General features: G+C 73.2%; 11 protein-coding genes. 9 read left to right on the plus strand and 2 right to left on the minus strand.

Annotated elements, in window-relative coordinates:
- Positions 1-39: 39 nt before the first annotated feature.
- Entirely contained in the window at positions 40-1647 is a 1608-nt protein-coding gene (locus tag VE546_RS07020) for an acyl-CoA carboxylase subunit beta (protein ID WP_324919674.1), read from the minus strand.
- A 102-nt stretch (positions 1648-1749) separates the two neighbouring features.
- Here VE546_RS07020 and VE546_RS07025 point away from each other — a divergent pair, with 102 nt between their 5' ends.
- From VE546_RS07025 to hutH, 5 genes are all read left to right on the plus strand, one after another.
- Positions 1750-2661 (plus strand): biotin--[acetyl-CoA-carboxylase] ligase, encoded by a 912-nt coding sequence (locus VE546_RS07025; protein ID WP_324919677.1) that lies wholly within the window; start codon positions 1750-1752, stop codon positions 2659-2661.
- Positions 2662-2737: 76 nt separating this feature from the next.
- Complete coding sequence (locus VE546_RS07030) at positions 2738-3814, plus strand: adenylate/guanylate cyclase domain-containing protein (RefSeq protein ID WP_324919679.1); 1077 nt, start codon at positions 2738-2740, stop codon at positions 3812-3814.
- 185 nt (positions 3815-3999) lie between these two features.
- Positions 4000-4800 (plus strand): enoyl-CoA hydratase/isomerase family protein, encoded by an 801-nt coding sequence (locus tag VE546_RS07035; RefSeq protein WP_324919981.1) that lies wholly within the window; start codon positions 4000-4002, stop codon positions 4798-4800.
- Positions 4801-4858: 58 nt separating this feature from the next.
- A complete protein-coding gene (locus VE546_RS07040; RefSeq protein ID WP_324919681.1) occupies positions 4859-6055 on the plus strand; it encodes a GGDEF domain-containing protein in 1197 nt (398 codons plus the stop codon).
- A gap of 107 nt (positions 6056-6162) precedes the next feature.
- On the plus strand, positions 6163-7716 hold the full coding sequence (gene hutH / locus VE546_RS07045; RefSeq protein WP_324919683.1) for a histidine ammonia-lyase: 1554 nt from the start codon (positions 6163-6165) through the stop codon (positions 7714-7716).
- Here the strand turns inward: hutH and VE546_RS07050 are convergent.
- The gene (locus VE546_RS07050) at positions 7697-8056 is read right to left on the minus strand and encodes a hypothetical protein (protein WP_324919684.1); all 360 of its coding nucleotides are present in this window, start codon (positions 8054-8056) and stop codon (positions 7697-7699) included. The genes hutH and VE546_RS07050 overlap by 20 nt on opposite strands.
- 457 nt (positions 8057-8513) lie before the next feature.
- On the opposite strand from VE546_RS07050, the gene VE546_RS07055 reads away from it, so the two are divergent.
- The 4 genes from VE546_RS07055 (at position 8514) to VE546_RS07070 (ending at position 15766) form a co-directional block, all read left to right on the plus strand.
- Complete coding sequence (locus VE546_RS07055) at positions 8514-9782, plus strand: L,D-transpeptidase (protein ID WP_324919686.1); 1269 nt, start codon at positions 8514-8516, stop codon at positions 9780-9782.
- Between the two features lie 129 nt (positions 9783-9911).
- Positions 9912-11357: an ABC transporter permease gene (locus VE546_RS07060; RefSeq protein WP_324919688.1), complete on the plus strand. Its 1446-nt coding sequence runs from the start codon at positions 9912-9914 to the stop codon at positions 11355-11357.
- Between the two features lie 111 nt (positions 11358-11468).
- Positions 11469-12230, plus strand: coding sequence for an ABC transporter ATP-binding protein (locus tag VE546_RS07065; RefSeq protein ID WP_324919690.1), 762 nt, complete (start codon positions 11469-11471; stop codon positions 12228-12230).
- Positions 12231-12445: 215 nt separating this feature from the next.
- Positions 12446-15766, plus strand: coding sequence for a S8 family serine peptidase (locus tag VE546_RS07070; protein WP_324919692.1), 3321 nt, complete (start codon positions 12446-12448; stop codon positions 15764-15766).
- Positions 15767-15975: the final 209 nt, after the last annotated feature.

Raw genomic sequence — 15975 nt, forward strand, 5'->3', positions numbered from 1 at the left:
CACGGTCTCCTCGGGGGCTGGGGAAGCTGCGGGTGGCGGTCAGAGCGGGATGTTGCCGTGCTTCTTCGGCGGCAGCGCCTCGCGCTTGGTGCGCAGCGAGCGCAGGCCGCGCACGATGTGGCGCCGGGTGTCGGACGGCAGGACCACCGCGTCCACGTACCCGCGCTCGGCGGCGACATACGGGTTGAGGAGGGCGTCCTCGTACTCGGCGGTGAGCTTCGCCCGCAGTTCCTCCCGCTCCTCGTCGGTGGCGGCCGCCGCCAGGGCCTTGCGGTGCAGGATGTTGACCGCGCCCTGGGCGCCCATCACCGCGATCTGGGCCGTCGGCCAGGCGAAGTTGAGGTCCGCGCCCAGGTGCTTGGAGCCCATGACGTCGTACGCGCCGCCGAACGCCTTGCGCGTGATGACGGTGATCAGCGGCACCGTCGCCTCGGCGTAGGCGTAGATCAGCTTGGCGCCGCGCCGGATGATGCCGCCGTACTCCTGGTCGGTGCCGGGCAGGAAGCCGGGCACGTCCACGAAGGTCAGCACCGGCACGTTGAACGCGTCGCAGGTCCGCACGAAGCGCGCGGCCTTCTCGGACGCGTCGATGTCCAGGCAGCCGGCGAACTGCATCGGCTGGTTGGCCACGACTCCGACCGGGTGGCCCTCCACCCGTCCGAAGCCGGTGATGATGTTCGGTGCGAACAGCGGCTGGGTCTCCAGGAACTCGCCGTCGTCCAGCACGTGCTCGATCACGGTGTGCATGTCGTACGGCTGGTTGGCCGAGTCCGGGATCAGCGTGTCCAGCTCGCGGTCGGCGTCCGTGACCTCCAGGTCCGCCTCCTCGGGGAAGGCGGGCGGCTCGGAGAGGTTGTTGGACGGCAGGTACGACAGCAGCGCCTTGACGTACTCGATGGCGTCCTTCTCGTCGGCGGCCATGTAGTGCGCGACGCCGGAGGTGGCGTTGTGGGTGCGGGCGCCGCCCAGCTCCTCGAAGCCGACGTCCTCGCCGGTGACCGTCTTGATGACGTCCGGGCCGGTGATGAACATGTGCGAGGTCTGGTCGACCATCACGGTGAAGTCGGTGATCGCCGGGGAGTAGACCGCGCCGCCCGCGCACGGGCCCATCACCAGCGAGATCTGCGGGATCACGCCGGAGGCGTGGGTGTTGCGGCGGAAGATCTCGCCGTACGCGCCGAGGGAGGCCACGCCCTCCTGGATGCGGGCGCCGCCGGAGTCGTTGATGCCGATGACCGGGCAGCCGGTCTTCAGCGCGAAGTCCATCACCTTGGCGATCTTCTGGCCGAAGACCTCGCCCAGCGCGCCGCCGAAGACGGTGAAGTCCTGGGAGAAGACGGCCACCGGACGCCCGTCCACCGTGCCGTAGCCGGTGACGACGCCGTCGCCGTACGGGCGGTTCTCCTCCAGCCCGAAGTTGGTCGAGCGGTGGCGGGCGAACTCGTCCAGCTCGGTGAAGGACCCCTCGTCCAGCAGCAGCGCGATCCGTTCGCGGGCTGTCAGCTTGCCCTTGGCGTGCTGCTTCTCCACGGCGCGCGCCGAACCCGCGTGGGTGGCCTCCTCGACGCGCCGCCGCAGGTCCGCGAGCTTGCCCGCGGTGGTGTGGCGCTGCTGTTCCTCGGGGGCTGGGCTCTGCTGTCCGGACACGGGCTGCCGCTCCTCGTCGTGAACGTCGGGCTACCGGTTCGTAGCGTATCGGCGGCGGAGTGCTCCGTCGGTGCGGTGTTTGCCACACCTAGTCTGTCTTGCATGACACCGAAGGACCCCTCGGACCATCCCTGGTCCGACCTGGAGCGGCCGCCCCTGAGCGCCGCCGCGCTGCGCCGCGCGCTGCTGCGGCCCGGATCCCTGTGGACCTCCCTGGAGGTGGTCGCCAGCACCGGTTCCACCAACACCGACCTGGCCGCGCGGGCGGCCCGGGGCGAGGCGGCGCCGGGCGCGGTGCTGGTCGCCGAGCAGCAGACCGCCGGCCGCGGGCGGCTGGAGCGGGCCTGGACGGCGCCGCCCCGCTCGGGACTGTTCTTCTCGGTGCTGCTCGCCCCGGACGTGCCCGCCGCGCGCTGGGGCTGGCTGCCGCTGCTCGCCGGGATCGCCACGGCCGGCGCCCTGGCCCGCACCGCCGGGGTGGACACGGCGCTGAAGTGGCCCAACGACGTCCTGGTGCGGTACCGGGGCGAGGAGCGCAAGGTCGGCGGCATCCTCGCCGAGCGGGTCGCGCGGCCCGGCGGGGCCGCCTGCGTGGTGCTCGGCATCGGGCTCAACGTCTCGCTGCGCGCGGAGGAGCTGCCGGTGCCCACGGCCGGCTCGCTGGTGCTGGCGGGCGCGTCCGGCACCGACCGCGACCCGCTGCTGCGCTCGGTGCTCCGCTCGCTGGAGGAGTGGTACGGCCGCTGGCGCGCGGCGGACGGCGACCCGGAGGCGAGCCGGGTGCGGGAGGCGTACACCGCCGGATGCGCCACGCTCGGCAGGCGGGTGCGCGCCCTGCTGCCCGGCGACCGCGAGCTGCTGGGCGAGGCGGTCGCGGTGGACGGCGACGGGCGGCTGGTCCTGGCGAGCGGCGAGGGGGTGCAGCAGCCGGTGGACGCGGGCGACATCGTGCACCTCAGGCCCGCCTCCGGGACGTCGCCGGACCGGCCGCCGCAGGAGTCGCCGGGAGAGTGAGCCAGGGCACACCTGCCGTATCGTTGACTCGACCCAGCGCGGCGGGCGCGGCGGCAGTGAGTGGATCGGAAGGGCAGTGGACGACTCGGGCACCCCAGCCGAAGAGCCGACGGCCGAGGAGGCCGCGGCCCATACCGAGGAGGACCCCCTCGCACTCCGCATCGAGCAGCTGATCCTGGGTGCCGAGCGGCGCTACACCCCCTTCCAGGCGGCCCGCGCCGCCGACGTCCCGATGGAGCTGGCGGCCCGCTTCTGGCGCGCCATGGGGTTCGCCGACATCGGCCAGGCCCGGGCGCTGACCGAGGCCGACGTGATCGCGTTGCGGCGGCTGGCGGGCCTGGTGGAGGCCGGGCTGCTCAGCGAGGCGATGGCGGTCCAGGTGGCGCGCTCCACCGGGCAGACGACCGCACGGCTGGCGGAGTGGCAGATCGACTCCTTCCTGGAGGGCCTGACCGAGCCGCCCGAGCCGGGGATGACCCGCACCGAGGTGGCGTACCCGCTGGTGGAGCTGCTGCTGCCCGAACTCCAGGAGTTCCTGGTGTACGTCTGGCGCCGGCAGCTCGCCGCCGCCACCGGACGGGTGGTGCAGGCGGCGGACGACGAGGAGATGGTGGACCGGCGCCTCGCGGTCGCCTTCGCCGACCTGGTGGGCTTCACCCGGCTGACCCGGCGGCTGGAGGAGGAGGAGCTGGGCGAGCTGGTCGAGGCGTTCGAGACCACGGCCGCCGACCTGGTCGCCGCGCACGGCGGGCGGCTGATCAAGACCCTGGGCGACGAGGTGCTCTACGTCGCCGACGACGCGGGCACGGCGGCCGAGATCGGCCTGCGGCTGATCGAGACCCTGGCCAACGACCCGACCATGCCGGAGCTGCGCGTGGGCATGGCCTTCGGCACCGTCACCACGCGGATGGGGGACGTCTTCGGCAACACGGTGAACCTGGCCAGCCGGCTGACCTCGATAGCGCCCAAGGACGCGGTGCTGATCGACGAGGCGCTGCGCGCGGAGCTGATCGAGGCGGGGGCCGCGCCGGAGTCGGAGAAGGAGACCGACGACATCACGGCGTACCGCTTCGTGCTCCAGCCCCTCTACCAGCGGCCGGTGCGCGGGCTCGGCGTCATCGAGCCGTGGCTGCTGGCCCGCCGCACGTCCTGATCCGTCCTGGTTCCCGTCCTGTTTTCCGGCCCCCCGCCCCCGGTACCGGCCCTTCGGCCCCTGCCCCGTCGGGCGGGGGGATGGCATGATGCGCTCTACACCAGTGAGCGATCGTTAACCGGAAGGGCTGCGTGAACGACGTGAACGACGTGAACGGTGACGTGAACGGCGGCGCGAGCGGCGGTGTGAGCGAGGAGCGGTACGGCGAGTGGGTCGGCGTGCGGCGGGAGGCGGACACGCACGTCGCCGAGCTGGTGCTGGACCGGCCGAAGGCGATGAACGCCGTCTCCACCGAGCTGGCCCGCCGCATCGGCGAGGCGTGCGCCGCGCTCGCCGCCGACCGGGACGTGCGGGCCGTGGTGCTCAGCTCCACCCACGAGCGGGCCTTCTGCGTGGGCGCCGACCTCAAGGAGCGGAACTCCTTCAGCGACGCGGACCTGGCGCGGCAGCGGCCGTACGCCCGCGCCGCCTACACCGGGGTGCTGGAGCTGCCGGTGCCCACGATCGCCGCCGTGCACGGGTACGCGCTCGGCGGCGGCTTCGAGCTGGCCCTGTCCTGCGACCTGATCGTCGCCGACCGCACCGCCGTGGTCGGCCTGCCGGAGGTGTCCGTCGGGGTGATCCCCGGCGGCGGCGGCACGCAACTGCTGCCGCGCCGGGTGGGCGCGGCCCGCGCCGCGGAGCTGATCTTCACCGCGCGGCGGGTGGAGGCCGCCGAGGCCCGCGAGCTGGGCCTGATCGACCACCTGGTGGCCGAGGGCGAGGACCGCGCCGAGGCGCTGGCGCTGGCCCGGCGCATCGCCGCCAACTCCCCGGTGGGCCTGCGGGCGGCCAAGCGGGCGCTGCGCACCGGCTGGGGCATGGACCTGCGCGCCGGCCTGGAGGTGGAGGACGCGGCCTGGCGCACGGTGGCGTTCTCCGGCGACCGCGCCGAGGGGGTGGCCGCCTTCAACGAGAAGCGGGCCCCGCGCTGGCCCGGGGAGTGAGCCGATCGGCGCATCGGGAGGAAGGCCCATAACCTGGGACGTATGAGTTGGGTACGGCATGGGTGACGACGCGCGGCTGCGGGCCGTGGTGGCACTGGCGCAGGCGATGGCCGACGCCCCCACCCTGCGCGACGTCGCCCACGCCGCCGCCGAGGGCGCGCGGGTCGCGATGGACGGGGCCTTCGCGGCCGTCTCCGTCTGGGAGCGCGAGCGCGGACGGCTGCGGGTGCTGGTGAACACGGGCAAGCGGCACGGGGACGAGGAGGAGTTCCCCGAGGACGAGTCGTACCCGGTCCACGACTTCCCGGAGATCACCGAGGTCCTGCACCGGCGCTGGGCGGGCGGCGGCGAGCCGCGCGCCTGGGTGGAGACGGCGGACGGCGCGCAGGAGGACGTGCGGGACGGCACGGGGGGCGGACGGAGGCCGCCGAACGCCCGGCGCACGGCCGCGCTGCGCCGCCGCGGACGGGGCTGCTGCGTGGTCGCCCCGATCGTGCTGCACGGACGGGCGTGGGGCGAGCTGTACGTGGCGCGGGAGCACGGGCAACTGGTCTTCGGCCGTGCCGACGCCGACTTCGCCACCGTGCTGGCGTCGGTGATCGCGGCCGGGATAGCCCAGACCGAGCGCCTGGAGGAGGTGCGGCGGCTGGCCTTCACCGACCCCCTCACCGGACTGGCGAACCGGCGCGCGGTGGACGCGCGCCTGGACGAGGCCCTGGAGCGGCACCGCGCGGACGGGACGGTGGTGAGCCTGCTGGTCTGCGACGTCAACGGGCTCAAGACGGTCAACGACCACCTGGGCCACGAGGCGGGCGACCGGCTGCTGGAACGTTTCGCCTCGGTGCTGTCGCTGTGCGGCGCGATGCTCCCGGACACCCTGGCCGCCCGGCTGGGCGGGGACGAGTTCTGCCTGCTGGCGGTGGGGCCGTCGGCGGACGAGGTGGTCCGGGTCGCGGACGAGGTCTGCCGCCGGGCGGCCGAGCTGGAGACGGGCCAGGGGGTGGCCTGCGGGGTGGCCTCCACGGGCGATCCGATAGGACCGGTCCCCTCGGCCCGCCGGCTGTTCCGCCTCGCCGACGCCGCCCAGTACCGCGCGAAGGCCGCCCGTACCGCCAAACCGGTGGTGGCGGGCCGGGAGGGCGGAGAGGACGCGGGCCGGGAGCGCGGGGAGGATCCGGTGGTCCGCCTCGCGGACGAGGCGGAGGCGGCCGGCCTCTCCGGCGAGCGCCGCCGCATCCGCGGCCTGGACGCGTGACGCCCGGCCCCCGGCGGCCGCGGGGGCTCCGGTGGGCGGGGCCCGCGGCCGGCGGTCACGTCCCCGGACCGTGACAGAACTCGATTCACTCTTTAGTGTTCCTGAATATGGATATGCAGCACCGCGTAGTGGTCGGACCCTCCGGCACCACCGCCGAGGACGTCGTCGCCGTCGCCCGCGGCCTGGCGCGCGTCGAGCTGTCGGCGCAGGCGCTCGACGCCCTCGCCGCCGCCCGGCGCACCATCGACGACCTGGCCGCCAAGCCCGACCCCGTCTACGGCGTCTCCACCGGCTTCGGTGCCCTCGCCGTCCGCCACATCCCCACCGACCTGCGCGTGAGGCTCCAGCGCAACATCGTCCGCTCGCACGCCGCCGGAATGGGGCCGCGCGTGGAGCGCGAGGTGGTGCGGGCGCTGATGTTCCTGCGGCTGAAGACCCTCGCCTCCGGGCACACCGGCGTACGGCCCGAGGTCGCCCGCGCCATGGCCGGCCTGCTCAACGCGCGGATCACCCCCGTCGTCCACGAGTACGGCTCGCTCGGCTGCTCCGGCGACCTGGCACCGCTGTCGCACTGCGCGCTGGCCCTGATGGGCGAGGGCGAGGCCGAGGGGCCCGACGGGACGGTGCGCCCGGCGGCCGAGCTGCTGGCCGAGCACGGCCTGTCCCCCGTCGAGCTGCGGGAGAAGGAGGGCCTGGCCCTGATCAACGGCACCGACGGCATGCTCGGCATGCTGGTGCTCGCCTGCGCCGACCTCGCCCGGCTGTTCACCGCCGCCGACGTCACCGCCGCCCTCACCCTGGAGGCGCTGCTGGGGACGGACCGGGTGCTCGCGCCCGAGCTGCACGCCATCCGCCCGCACCCCGGTCAGGCCGCGTCCGCCGCCAACATGCTGAAGATCCTTCAGGGGTCCGGGCTCACCGGCCACCACCAGGACGACGCCCCGCGCGTGCAGGACGCCTACTCCGTGCGCTGCGCCCCCCAGGTCGCCGGCGCGGGCCGCGACACCCTGGCGCACGCCCGTACCGTCGCCGAGCGGGAGCTGGCGGCGGCCGTGGACAACCCCGTGGTGCTCCCCGACGGGAGGGTGGAGTCCAACGGGAACTTCCACGGCGCGCCCGTCGGCTACGTGCTGGACTTCCTCGCCATCGCCGCCGCCGACCTGGCGTCCATCGCCGAGCGCCGCACCGACCGGCTGCTGGACCGCAACCGCTCGCACGGGCTGCCGCCCTTCCTGGCGGGCGACGCGGGCGTGGACTCGGGCCTGATGATCGCGCAGTACACCCAGGCCGCCCTGGTCAGCGAGATGAAGCGGCTCGCGGTCCCGGCGTCGGTGGACTCGGTCCCGTCCTCGGCGATGCAGGAGGACCACGTCTCGATGGGCTGGTCGGCCGCCCGCAAGCTGCGCACCGCCGTCGACAACCTGGGCCGCGTACTGGCCGTCGAACTGTGTGCCGCGGCCCGCGCGGTCGAGCTGCGCGCCGCCGACGGGCTGACCCCGGCGCCCGCCACCCGGGCCGTGCTGGCCGCGGCGCGCGAGGCGGGACTGGCCGGGCCGGGGGAGGACCGCTACCTGGCGCCGGAGTTGGCGGCGGCGGAGGCGTTCGTGCGCGGCGGAGGACTGGTGGCGGCGGCCGAGACCGTCACCGGGCCGCTGGCGTGAGGGCGGCGCGGCCGGAGCGGATGCGCGCGTGGGCCACCAGGGCGGTGCCCGCGCACAGGAAGCCGAGGCCGCCCACCAGGTACGGCGTGGTGTCGAAGCTGCCGGTGTCGGCCAGGTCGGTCCCGCCCCCGGACGCGGTCGCCCGCGCCTGGAACCGGGCCTGCTCCGGGGACTGCGGCCGGGTCTGCGACGGGGTGTGGACCTGCGGCTGGGTCTGCGAGACCTCGGCCCGGGCGGGAGCGCCGTCACCGGTGGCGTTCGCGGACGGTACGAACCACAGGCCGCACAGGAGGCCGCCCGCGACGGCGGTGGTCACCAGCGGTCGGCGGTGTGCTCGCACGAAGAGCCCCCTCGGAACAGCGAATCGGCGGTGCGGGGAACGATGCTAGCCACGGTACGGGACGGCGGGAAGGGCGGCCCGGGCCACGGTCGCTCCCCCGCCGCGCGCCGGTGGTCCGCCGCCGTGCGCCGTCAATCCGCCGTCCGCCCGGGTCCGTCCGGTGATCTGCGATTCCGGTCACATCGCCCCGTACGGGAGCCGATGTGTGAAAAGTTGTGGGACGCACCCGGGCGCCGCCCCGCGGTGAGCGCCCGACGACGGTCAGGAGCCGCGGGGGGAAATCCCGTTCGTTGCTGCAACCCCTGACCGGGAACGGGTGTCTTACCCCACAGTCTTACCCTGGGTGGAACGGGTCACAGCTCCTGAGCGTTCTCTTACTGCGGCTGTGGGGTTGGACATCCCGTTTCCCCCACCGACGGCGTGGGACGCGGATCGGGAGCCAGAGGTTCGTAAGCGGATGGAGAAGCGTGTGATGACGGACGGCAAGCGCCGCAGGAGCGTCGCGGCGGTGGCCGCGTTGCTCAGTGGGGTACTCACCCTGTCGGCGTGCGGGGGGGACGGCGACGGCGGGTCCGACGCCGGTGACAAGCCGGACAAGGGGCAGTCCCAGGTGGACAGGGCGGCGGCCGAGGAGGCCTCCGACGCCCGAATAGTCATCACCCCCAAGAACGGTGAGGACAACACCAGCATTCACGCCGCCAAGGTCACCGTGAAGGGCGGCAAGCTCACCACGGTGACGATGAAGGCCACCGCCACGGGGCAGGAGGTGGAGGGCGAGCTGTCGGCCGACGGCACCACCTGGAAGCCGAACGGCCAGCTCGAGCGCGCCACCCAGTACACGATCTCCGCGGAGGCCAAGGACTCCAAGGGGCGTGAGGTGCACGAGAACGCCACCTTCACCACGGTCTCGCCCGACAACAGCTTCATCGGCTACTTCACGCCCGAGGACGGCTCGACCGTGGGCGTCGGCATGCCGGTCTCGATCAACTTCGACAAGGGGATCACCAACAAGAAGGCCGTGCAGGCCGCGATCGAGGTGAACTCGACCAGCGGTCAGGAGATCGTGGGCCACTGGTTCAGCGACACGCGGCTGGACTTCCGTCCCCAGGAGTACTGGAAGGCCGGCTCCAAGGTCACCGTCGACCTCAAGCTCGACGGCGTGGAGGGCGCGGAGGGCATCACCGGCGTCCAGAACAAGAGCATCAGCTTCACCGTCGGCCGCGCCCAGGTCAGCACGGTCGACGTGAAGGCCAAGACGATGAAGGTCGTCCGGGACGGCAAGACCATCAGGACCATCAAGATCTCGGCGGGTGCTCCCGAGACCCCGACGTACAACGGCCAGATGGTGATCTCCGAGAAGTTCAAGGAGACCCGGATGAACGGCGCCACCGTCGGCTTCACCGACGACGACGGCAAGGGCGAGTACGACATCCCCGACGTGCCGCACGCCATGCGCCTGTCGACGTCCGGCACCTTCATACACGGCAACTACTGGGGCGCCGACTCGGTCTTCGGCAACGTCAACACCAGCCACGGCTGCGTGGGCCTGAACGACGTCAAGGGCGCGAACGACCCGGGCCAGGACGGTGCCTGGTTCTTCGACAACTCGCTCCTCGGCGACGTCGTCGTGGTGAAGAACTCGCCGGACAAGCACATCGCCCCGGACAACGGGCTCAACGGCTGGAACATGTCCTGGGAGGACTGGAAGGCCGGCTCCGCCCTCTGACACCTCCGATCTGACGAGCCGACACACGACCGTCCGCCGCCTTCGGCGTTCCCGGGGCGGACGGGCTTCTCATGGCCCTCTCAGACGGCACTCAGCGAACTGTCAGCGGGCCTTCCTACCGTCCCGGCCATGTTCCTCACCTACCTCCGGCGGGAGTTGCGCCGCCGCAGAAGGGCGGCGCTCGTCGTCGCCTCCGGGCTCGCGCTCGGCATCGCGCTGGTCATCGTCGTCAGCTCCGTCTCCACCGGGATGAACCGGGCCCAGGACGAGGTCCTGGAGTCCCTCTACGGCCTGGGCACGGACATGACCGTCACCAAGGCCCTGCCGGACCCGGAGGACGACGCACCCCTCCAGCGCCCCAAGTTCCGTTTCGACGCCCGGGAGGGCGAGGAGGAGCAGAGCAACGAGCGCCTGATGGTCCAGGGCTTCCAGACGCTGGACTCCGGCACGGTCGGCGAGGTCGCCGGCCAGGACGGCGTGGCCGCCGCCGCGGGCGGGCTGAGCCTGACCTCCGTCACGGTCGACGGCACGTTCGACCCGGGCGAGCTGCGCAAGGGCGCCCCCGGCAAACCGGGCGGGCCGGGCGACCGGATCGAGGGCGGCGGCGCCGACTTCCGGGTGGACACCTACAACCTCCACGGCGTCGACGTCCGCACCCCGGACCTGGGTCCGCTGACCTCCTCCGCCATCACCGACGGCCGCGGATTCCGCACGGGCGAGACCGGCGCCGCGGTCGCCGTCGTGGACAGCGCGTACGCCGAGAAGGAGGACCTGTCCGTCGGCGACACCCTCGACATCACCGGCACCGGCTTCGAGGTCGTCGGCATCGCCACCGCCGAGAGCGACCAGCCCGCCGCCCAGGTCTACATCCCGCTGGAGCGCGCCCAGCGACTCGCCGACGCCGAGGACGAGGTCACCACCGTCTACGTCCGGGCCACCGACTCGCAGCGGATCGACGAGGTCAAGTCGGCCGTCCAGCGGGAGATTCCGGGCACCACCGTCACCACCTCCGCCGACCTGGCCAAGACGGTCTCCGGATCGCTCAGCACGGCGGCCGACCTCGCCGAGGGCGTCGGCCGGTGGCTGTCGGTCACCGTGCTGGCCGTCGCCTTCCTGGTGGCCGGGCTGCTCACCTCATCGGCCGTCAGCCGCCGGGTGCGCGAGTTCGGCACCCTCAAGGCGCTGGGCTGGCGCAGCGGCCGGGTCACCCGCCAGGTGATGGGCGAGGCCCTGGTCAACGGACTGCTCGGCGGCGCGCTGGGCATCGCCCTGGGATGCGCGGGCGCGTACGCGGTGACCGCCGTCAGCCCGACCCTCACCGCCTCGCTGGGCGCCGCTCCCGGCCCGGCCTCCTTCGGACCCGGCGGCGGCCCGGGCGGTGGCGGTGGCGCCCTGCGCGTCCTGGGGAAGGAGGGCGAGCGGACCCTGGACATCGCGCTCACCGCCCCCGTCGACCTCCGCGTCATCGCCCTCGCCGTCGCCCTGGCCGTCACCGGCGGCCTCGTCGCGGGCGCCTTCGGCGCCTGGCGCGCCTCCCGGCTGCGCCCCGCGGACGCGCTGCGCCGCGTCGCCTGACGGTCCCTCACCGGCCGGTCCCGGCCCGTACCGGCCCCGCGCGGGCCGCCCCGATCCGGTGCCGCGTCCGCCCCCGGGCGCGGCACCCCCGTCCTCCCAGGAGAGCAGCTCATGTACCGACTCACCGGCGTCACCAAGCACTACGCGCGCGGCGAGAAGACCGTCAACGCCCTCGACGGCGTGGACCTGACCATCGAGGACGGCGAACGCCTCGTCATCCAGGGCCCCACCGGGGGCGGCAAGTCCACCCTGCTGCAGATGCTCGGCGGGCTCGACCGCCCCACCTCCGGCAGCGTCGAGCTCGACGGCACCGACCTCGCCCGGCTCGGCGAGGCGAAGCTGACGAGGCTGCGCGCCGAGCGGATCGGCTTCGTCTTCCAGAGCTTCAACCTCATCCCCACCCTCACCGCGCAGGAGAACGTCGAGACCGCGCTCGTCCCCCTCGGCGTCCGGGCCGCCGCCCGGCGCAGGCGCGCCGCCGAGGCCCTGGAGGCCGTCGGGCTCGGCGATCGGCTCGGGCACCTGCCCGGCGAGATGTCCGGCGGCCAGCAGCAGCGCGTCGCCATCGCCCGCGCCCTCGTCAAGCAGCCGCAGGTGCTGCTCGCCGACGAACCCACCGGCAACCTCGACGAGTCGATGCGGGACGAGGTGATGGAGGTGCTCGAAGGGCAGTGGAAGACGCAGGGTCTGACGTTCGTGCTCGTCACGCACGACAGTGCCATCGCCCGCCGCGCGGCCCGCGTGGCCACCATCAGCCGGGGACGGATCACCACGGAGGACAGGAGCGGCGCGGGAGGGAGCGGCGCGGAGGGGAGCGGCGCGGGGAGGGCGGTGACGGGAGGGACGGCAGACGAAAACGCGGCACCGGAGTGAACCGAACGGGCTGCGGTGACGTCTTCCCCCTCGCGAAGGCCGGGAGCCGGAGCGGCGGCGTCCCGGCCAGGGGCGTCCGCGCTCGTGGTACCAGATAGAACGTCAGTCCCATATGTCGCCATATGGCACCGGCGAAACGGCCTCCCGCATACTGTCCGGCGCGGGGGGCCGCTGGGGTCCCCCGACGTGTGGTGATGAATTCACCAGGGGGAAAGTTGACACAACCGAAGAGAGCGGGCGCCGCCGCGATAGCCACCGCCGTGGCCGTCGCACTGACGATGGGGCTGACCACCACGTCGTCCGCCGCCCCGAAGCCCTCGCCGCCGAGCGCCGGCGTCCCGCGGGACGCCGACCGGGCGGCACCGGGCCACCGCACCGTCACGCTCATCACCGGCGACCGGGTCGTGCTCGACCGGCACGGCAAGGTCGCCGGAATGGTCCGCGCCAAGGGGCGCGAGACCGTTCCCGTCCAGATCGTCCGCACCAAGGGCCACACCTATGTGCTCCCGCAGGACGTCACCCGGCTCATACGGGAACGCAAGCTCGACAAGCGGCTGTTCGACGTCACCGAGCTGAGCCGCGAGCGCCACCGCAGGACGGCCGGGAGCGGAGTGCCGGTCATCGTCACCTACCGGGGCGCACGCCCCGCGGCCAAGGCCGAGCTCCACGCCCAGGCCGACCCGACGGTGCGCGCCACCCTCCGGTCCGTCAACGGCGAGGCGCTGACCGTCTCCGAGGACGCCGCCGCCGACGCCTGGAGGGCACTGACCCGCCCGTCCGCCACCGGCGGACAGCTCACGGCGGCCTCCGGCGTCGCCACCGTCTCGCTCGACGGAATCCACCGGGCCGCGCTCGACAAGAGCGTCGCGCAGATCGGCGCCCCCGCGGCGTGGCAGGCCGGCCACGACGGAACGGGCGTCACCATCGCCGTCCTGGACACCGGCATCGACACCACCCACCAGGACTTCGCCGGGCGGATCGCCGGCGAGAAGAACTTCTCCGCCTCCAAGGACACCAAGGACCGCTACGGGCACGGCACCCACGTCGCCTCCATCGCGGCCGGCTCCGGAGCGAAGTCGAACGGCACGTACAAGGGCGTGGCGCCCGGTGCCGAGCTGCTCAACGCCAAGGTCCTCGACGACGACGGCTACGGCAACGCCTCGGAGATCATCGCGGGCATGGAGTGGGCCGTGGCGCAGGGCGCCGAGGTCGTCAACCTCAGCCTCGGCGACGTCGACACCCCCGAGGTGGACCCGATGGAGGACGCCGTCAACCGGCTGTCGAAGGACAGCGGCGCCCTCTTCGTGGTCGCGGCGGGCAACTCGGGCCCCGGCGCCGCCACCGTCGGCACCCCGGGCAGCGCGGACGCCGCGCTGACGGTCGGCGCCGTGGACAAGCAGGACAAGCTCGCCGACTTCTCCTCCACCGGCCCGCGGATCGGCGACGGCGCGGTCAAGCCCGACCTGACCGCCCCCGGCGTGGACATCGGCGCCGCGGCGGCCAAGGGCAGCGTCGTCGAGCAGGAGGGCGACCCGGTCGCCGACGGCTACGTGGCCATCTCGGGCACCTCCATGGCGGCCCCGCACGTCGCGGGCGCGGCGGCGCTGCTGGCGCAGCAGCACCCCGACTGGACCGGCGAGCGGATCAAGGCCGCGCTGACGGCCTCCACCACGCCCGGCAAGGGCTACACCGCCTTCCAGCAGGGCTCGGGCCGGGCCGACGTGGCCAAGGCGATCAAGCAGACGATCGTCGCGGAACCGGTGTCGGTCAGCTTCGGCACCGCCCAGTGGCCGCACGGCGACGACCAGCCGATCACCAAGGGCATCACCTACCGCAACCTCGGCACCGAGGACGTCACCCTGACCCTGACCGCCACCGGCACCGACCCCAAGGGGAAGGCCGCTCCGGCGGGCATGTTCACCCTCGGCGCCGAGCAGGTCACCGTCCCCGCCGGAGGCACGGCCACGGTCGACGTCACCGCCGACACCCGGCTCGGCGGCAGCCTGAACGGCGCGTACAGCCTGACGGTCACGGCGACCGGCGGCGGCCAGACCGTCCGCACCGCGGGCGCCGTCGACCGCGAGGCGGAGTCCTACGACCTGACCGTGAAGAACATCGGGCGCGACGGCAAGACCGCCCGGTCGTGGCACGCCGTCGTGGCCGACTACGCGGACGGCGGGGAACACGACCTGTACGGCGAGAACGGCACCGCCACGGTCCGGCTGCCCAAGGGCACCTACGGCCTGTCCGGCACCATCCTCCTGCCCGGCAGGACGGCGGAGGAGACCGACGGCCTGGACTGGCTCGTCGCACCGACGGTCCGGCTCACCAAGGACACCACCCTCACCCTCGACGCGCGCAAGGCGAAGAAGGTCGCACTGACGGTGCCCGACAAGAAGGCCGGAGAGGCCGACCTGACGGTCGAGTTCAGCGCCTTCACCGACGACGGCTACGTCGGCTTCTACAGCAGCGCGCCCGGCCTGCGGCACGGCTTCCGCACCGCGCAGATCGGCACCGTGGCCGGCGGCGTCGAGGCCCAGTCGAGCGCCAGCGCCACCTGGGTCAACGGCAGCACCGAGTACCACACCGCCCACGCGCGCCAGGGCGGCTTCTACAACGGCCTGACACTGCACACCAAGCAGTCGGAGATGGCCAGGATCACCACCCGGATGGGCGCCTCGGCCACCGGCCGCACCGGCACGCTGGCCACCATGCCGTCCAGCTCGGGCTCGTTCTTCGCCGTCGAGCGCACGCTGCCGCGCACCGCGACGGTGTACGTCAGGGCCAAGGGCGCCAAGTGGAGCCAGTACTTCTCCCAGCACGCCAAGAACGGCGACTACGAGGCCGAGTACCTCAGCGACGAGAAGACGTACACCGCGGGCAAGAACTACACCAGCACCTTCAACAACGGCGTCTTCGGCCCGTACCTGGGCGCGGGCGACGGCGTCTTCCGCGACGGCGACAGCCTCTACGGCTATGTGAACCCGCTGGCGGACGGCTCCGGCCACTACGGCGGCAGCCTGTACGACTCGGCGAAGACGACGCTGTACCGCAACGGCAAGAAGTACGCGACGGAGGACGACGTCCTCGACTTCGTCGAGTTCACCCTGCCGAAGGGCAAGGCGACGTACAAACTGGTCACCACCATCAACCGCAGCAAGGTCAGCAAGCTGAGCACCACGGTGAGCGCCACCTACACCTTCACCTCGGCCCGCACCAAGGAGGAGACCAGGGTCCCGGCGTCGGCGGTGCGCTTCGCGCCCTCGCTGGGCCTGGACGGCACCTCCAAGGCCAAGGCCACCGTGTCCGTTCCGGTGACCGTCCAGGGGGCGGCCGCGGGCAAGAACCTGAAGTCGCTCACCGTCCACGTCTCCCACGACGGCGGCAAGAAGTGGACGAAGCTCACGGTCAAGAAGGGCAAGGTCTCGGTCAAGAACCCGGCCAAGGGCAAGACCGTCTCCTTCAAGGCGAGCGTCACGGACAAGAAGGGCAACACCCTGTCCCAGACGATCATCGGCGCCTACCTCGCCAAGTGACGCCCCGGAGCGCACGCGGTACGGGCGGTGCGTGAGGCACTGACGCACCGCACGGCACGATCGGCGGCCCGCCGGAGCACCCAGCTCCGGCGGGCCGTCCGCTTTCCCGCCGGGACCGCCCGCCGCCTGCCGGCCGTCCGCCGGAGCATCCGCCCGGAACATTCGGAACATCCGGAACACCTGGAACGAGGCATAAGAGCGGCCCCGGT

It is taken from the genome of Streptomyces sp. (assembly GCF_035644915.1).
Taxonomy (GTDB): domain Bacteria; phylum Actinomycetota; class Actinomycetes; order Streptomycetales; family Streptomycetaceae; genus Streptomyces.

Bases quoted from the DNA above. Each gene is read 5' to 3' on its own strand.
- hutH (WP_324919683.1), top strand. From the start codon at position 6,163: ATGGATATGCAGCACCGCGTAGTGGTCGGACCCTCCGGCACCACCGCC.
- VE546_RS07040 (WP_324919681.1), top strand. From the start codon at position 4,859: ATGGGTGACGACGCGCGGCTGCGGGCCGTGGTGGCACTGGCGCAGGCG.
- VE546_RS07055 (WP_324919686.1), top strand. From the start codon at position 8,514: ATGGAGAAGCGTGTGATGACGGACGGCAAGCGCCGCAGGAGCGTCGCG.
- VE546_RS07025 (WP_324919677.1), top strand. From the start codon at position 1,750: ATGACACCGAAGGACCCCTCGGACCATCCCTGGTCCGACCTGGAGCGG.
- VE546_RS07065 (WP_324919690.1), top strand. From the start codon at position 11,469: ATGTACCGACTCACCGGCGTCACCAAGCACTACGCGCGCGGCGAGAAG.
- VE546_RS07060 (WP_324919688.1), top strand. From the start codon at position 9,912: ATGTTCCTCACCTACCTCCGGCGGGAGTTGCGCCGCCGCAGAAGGGCG.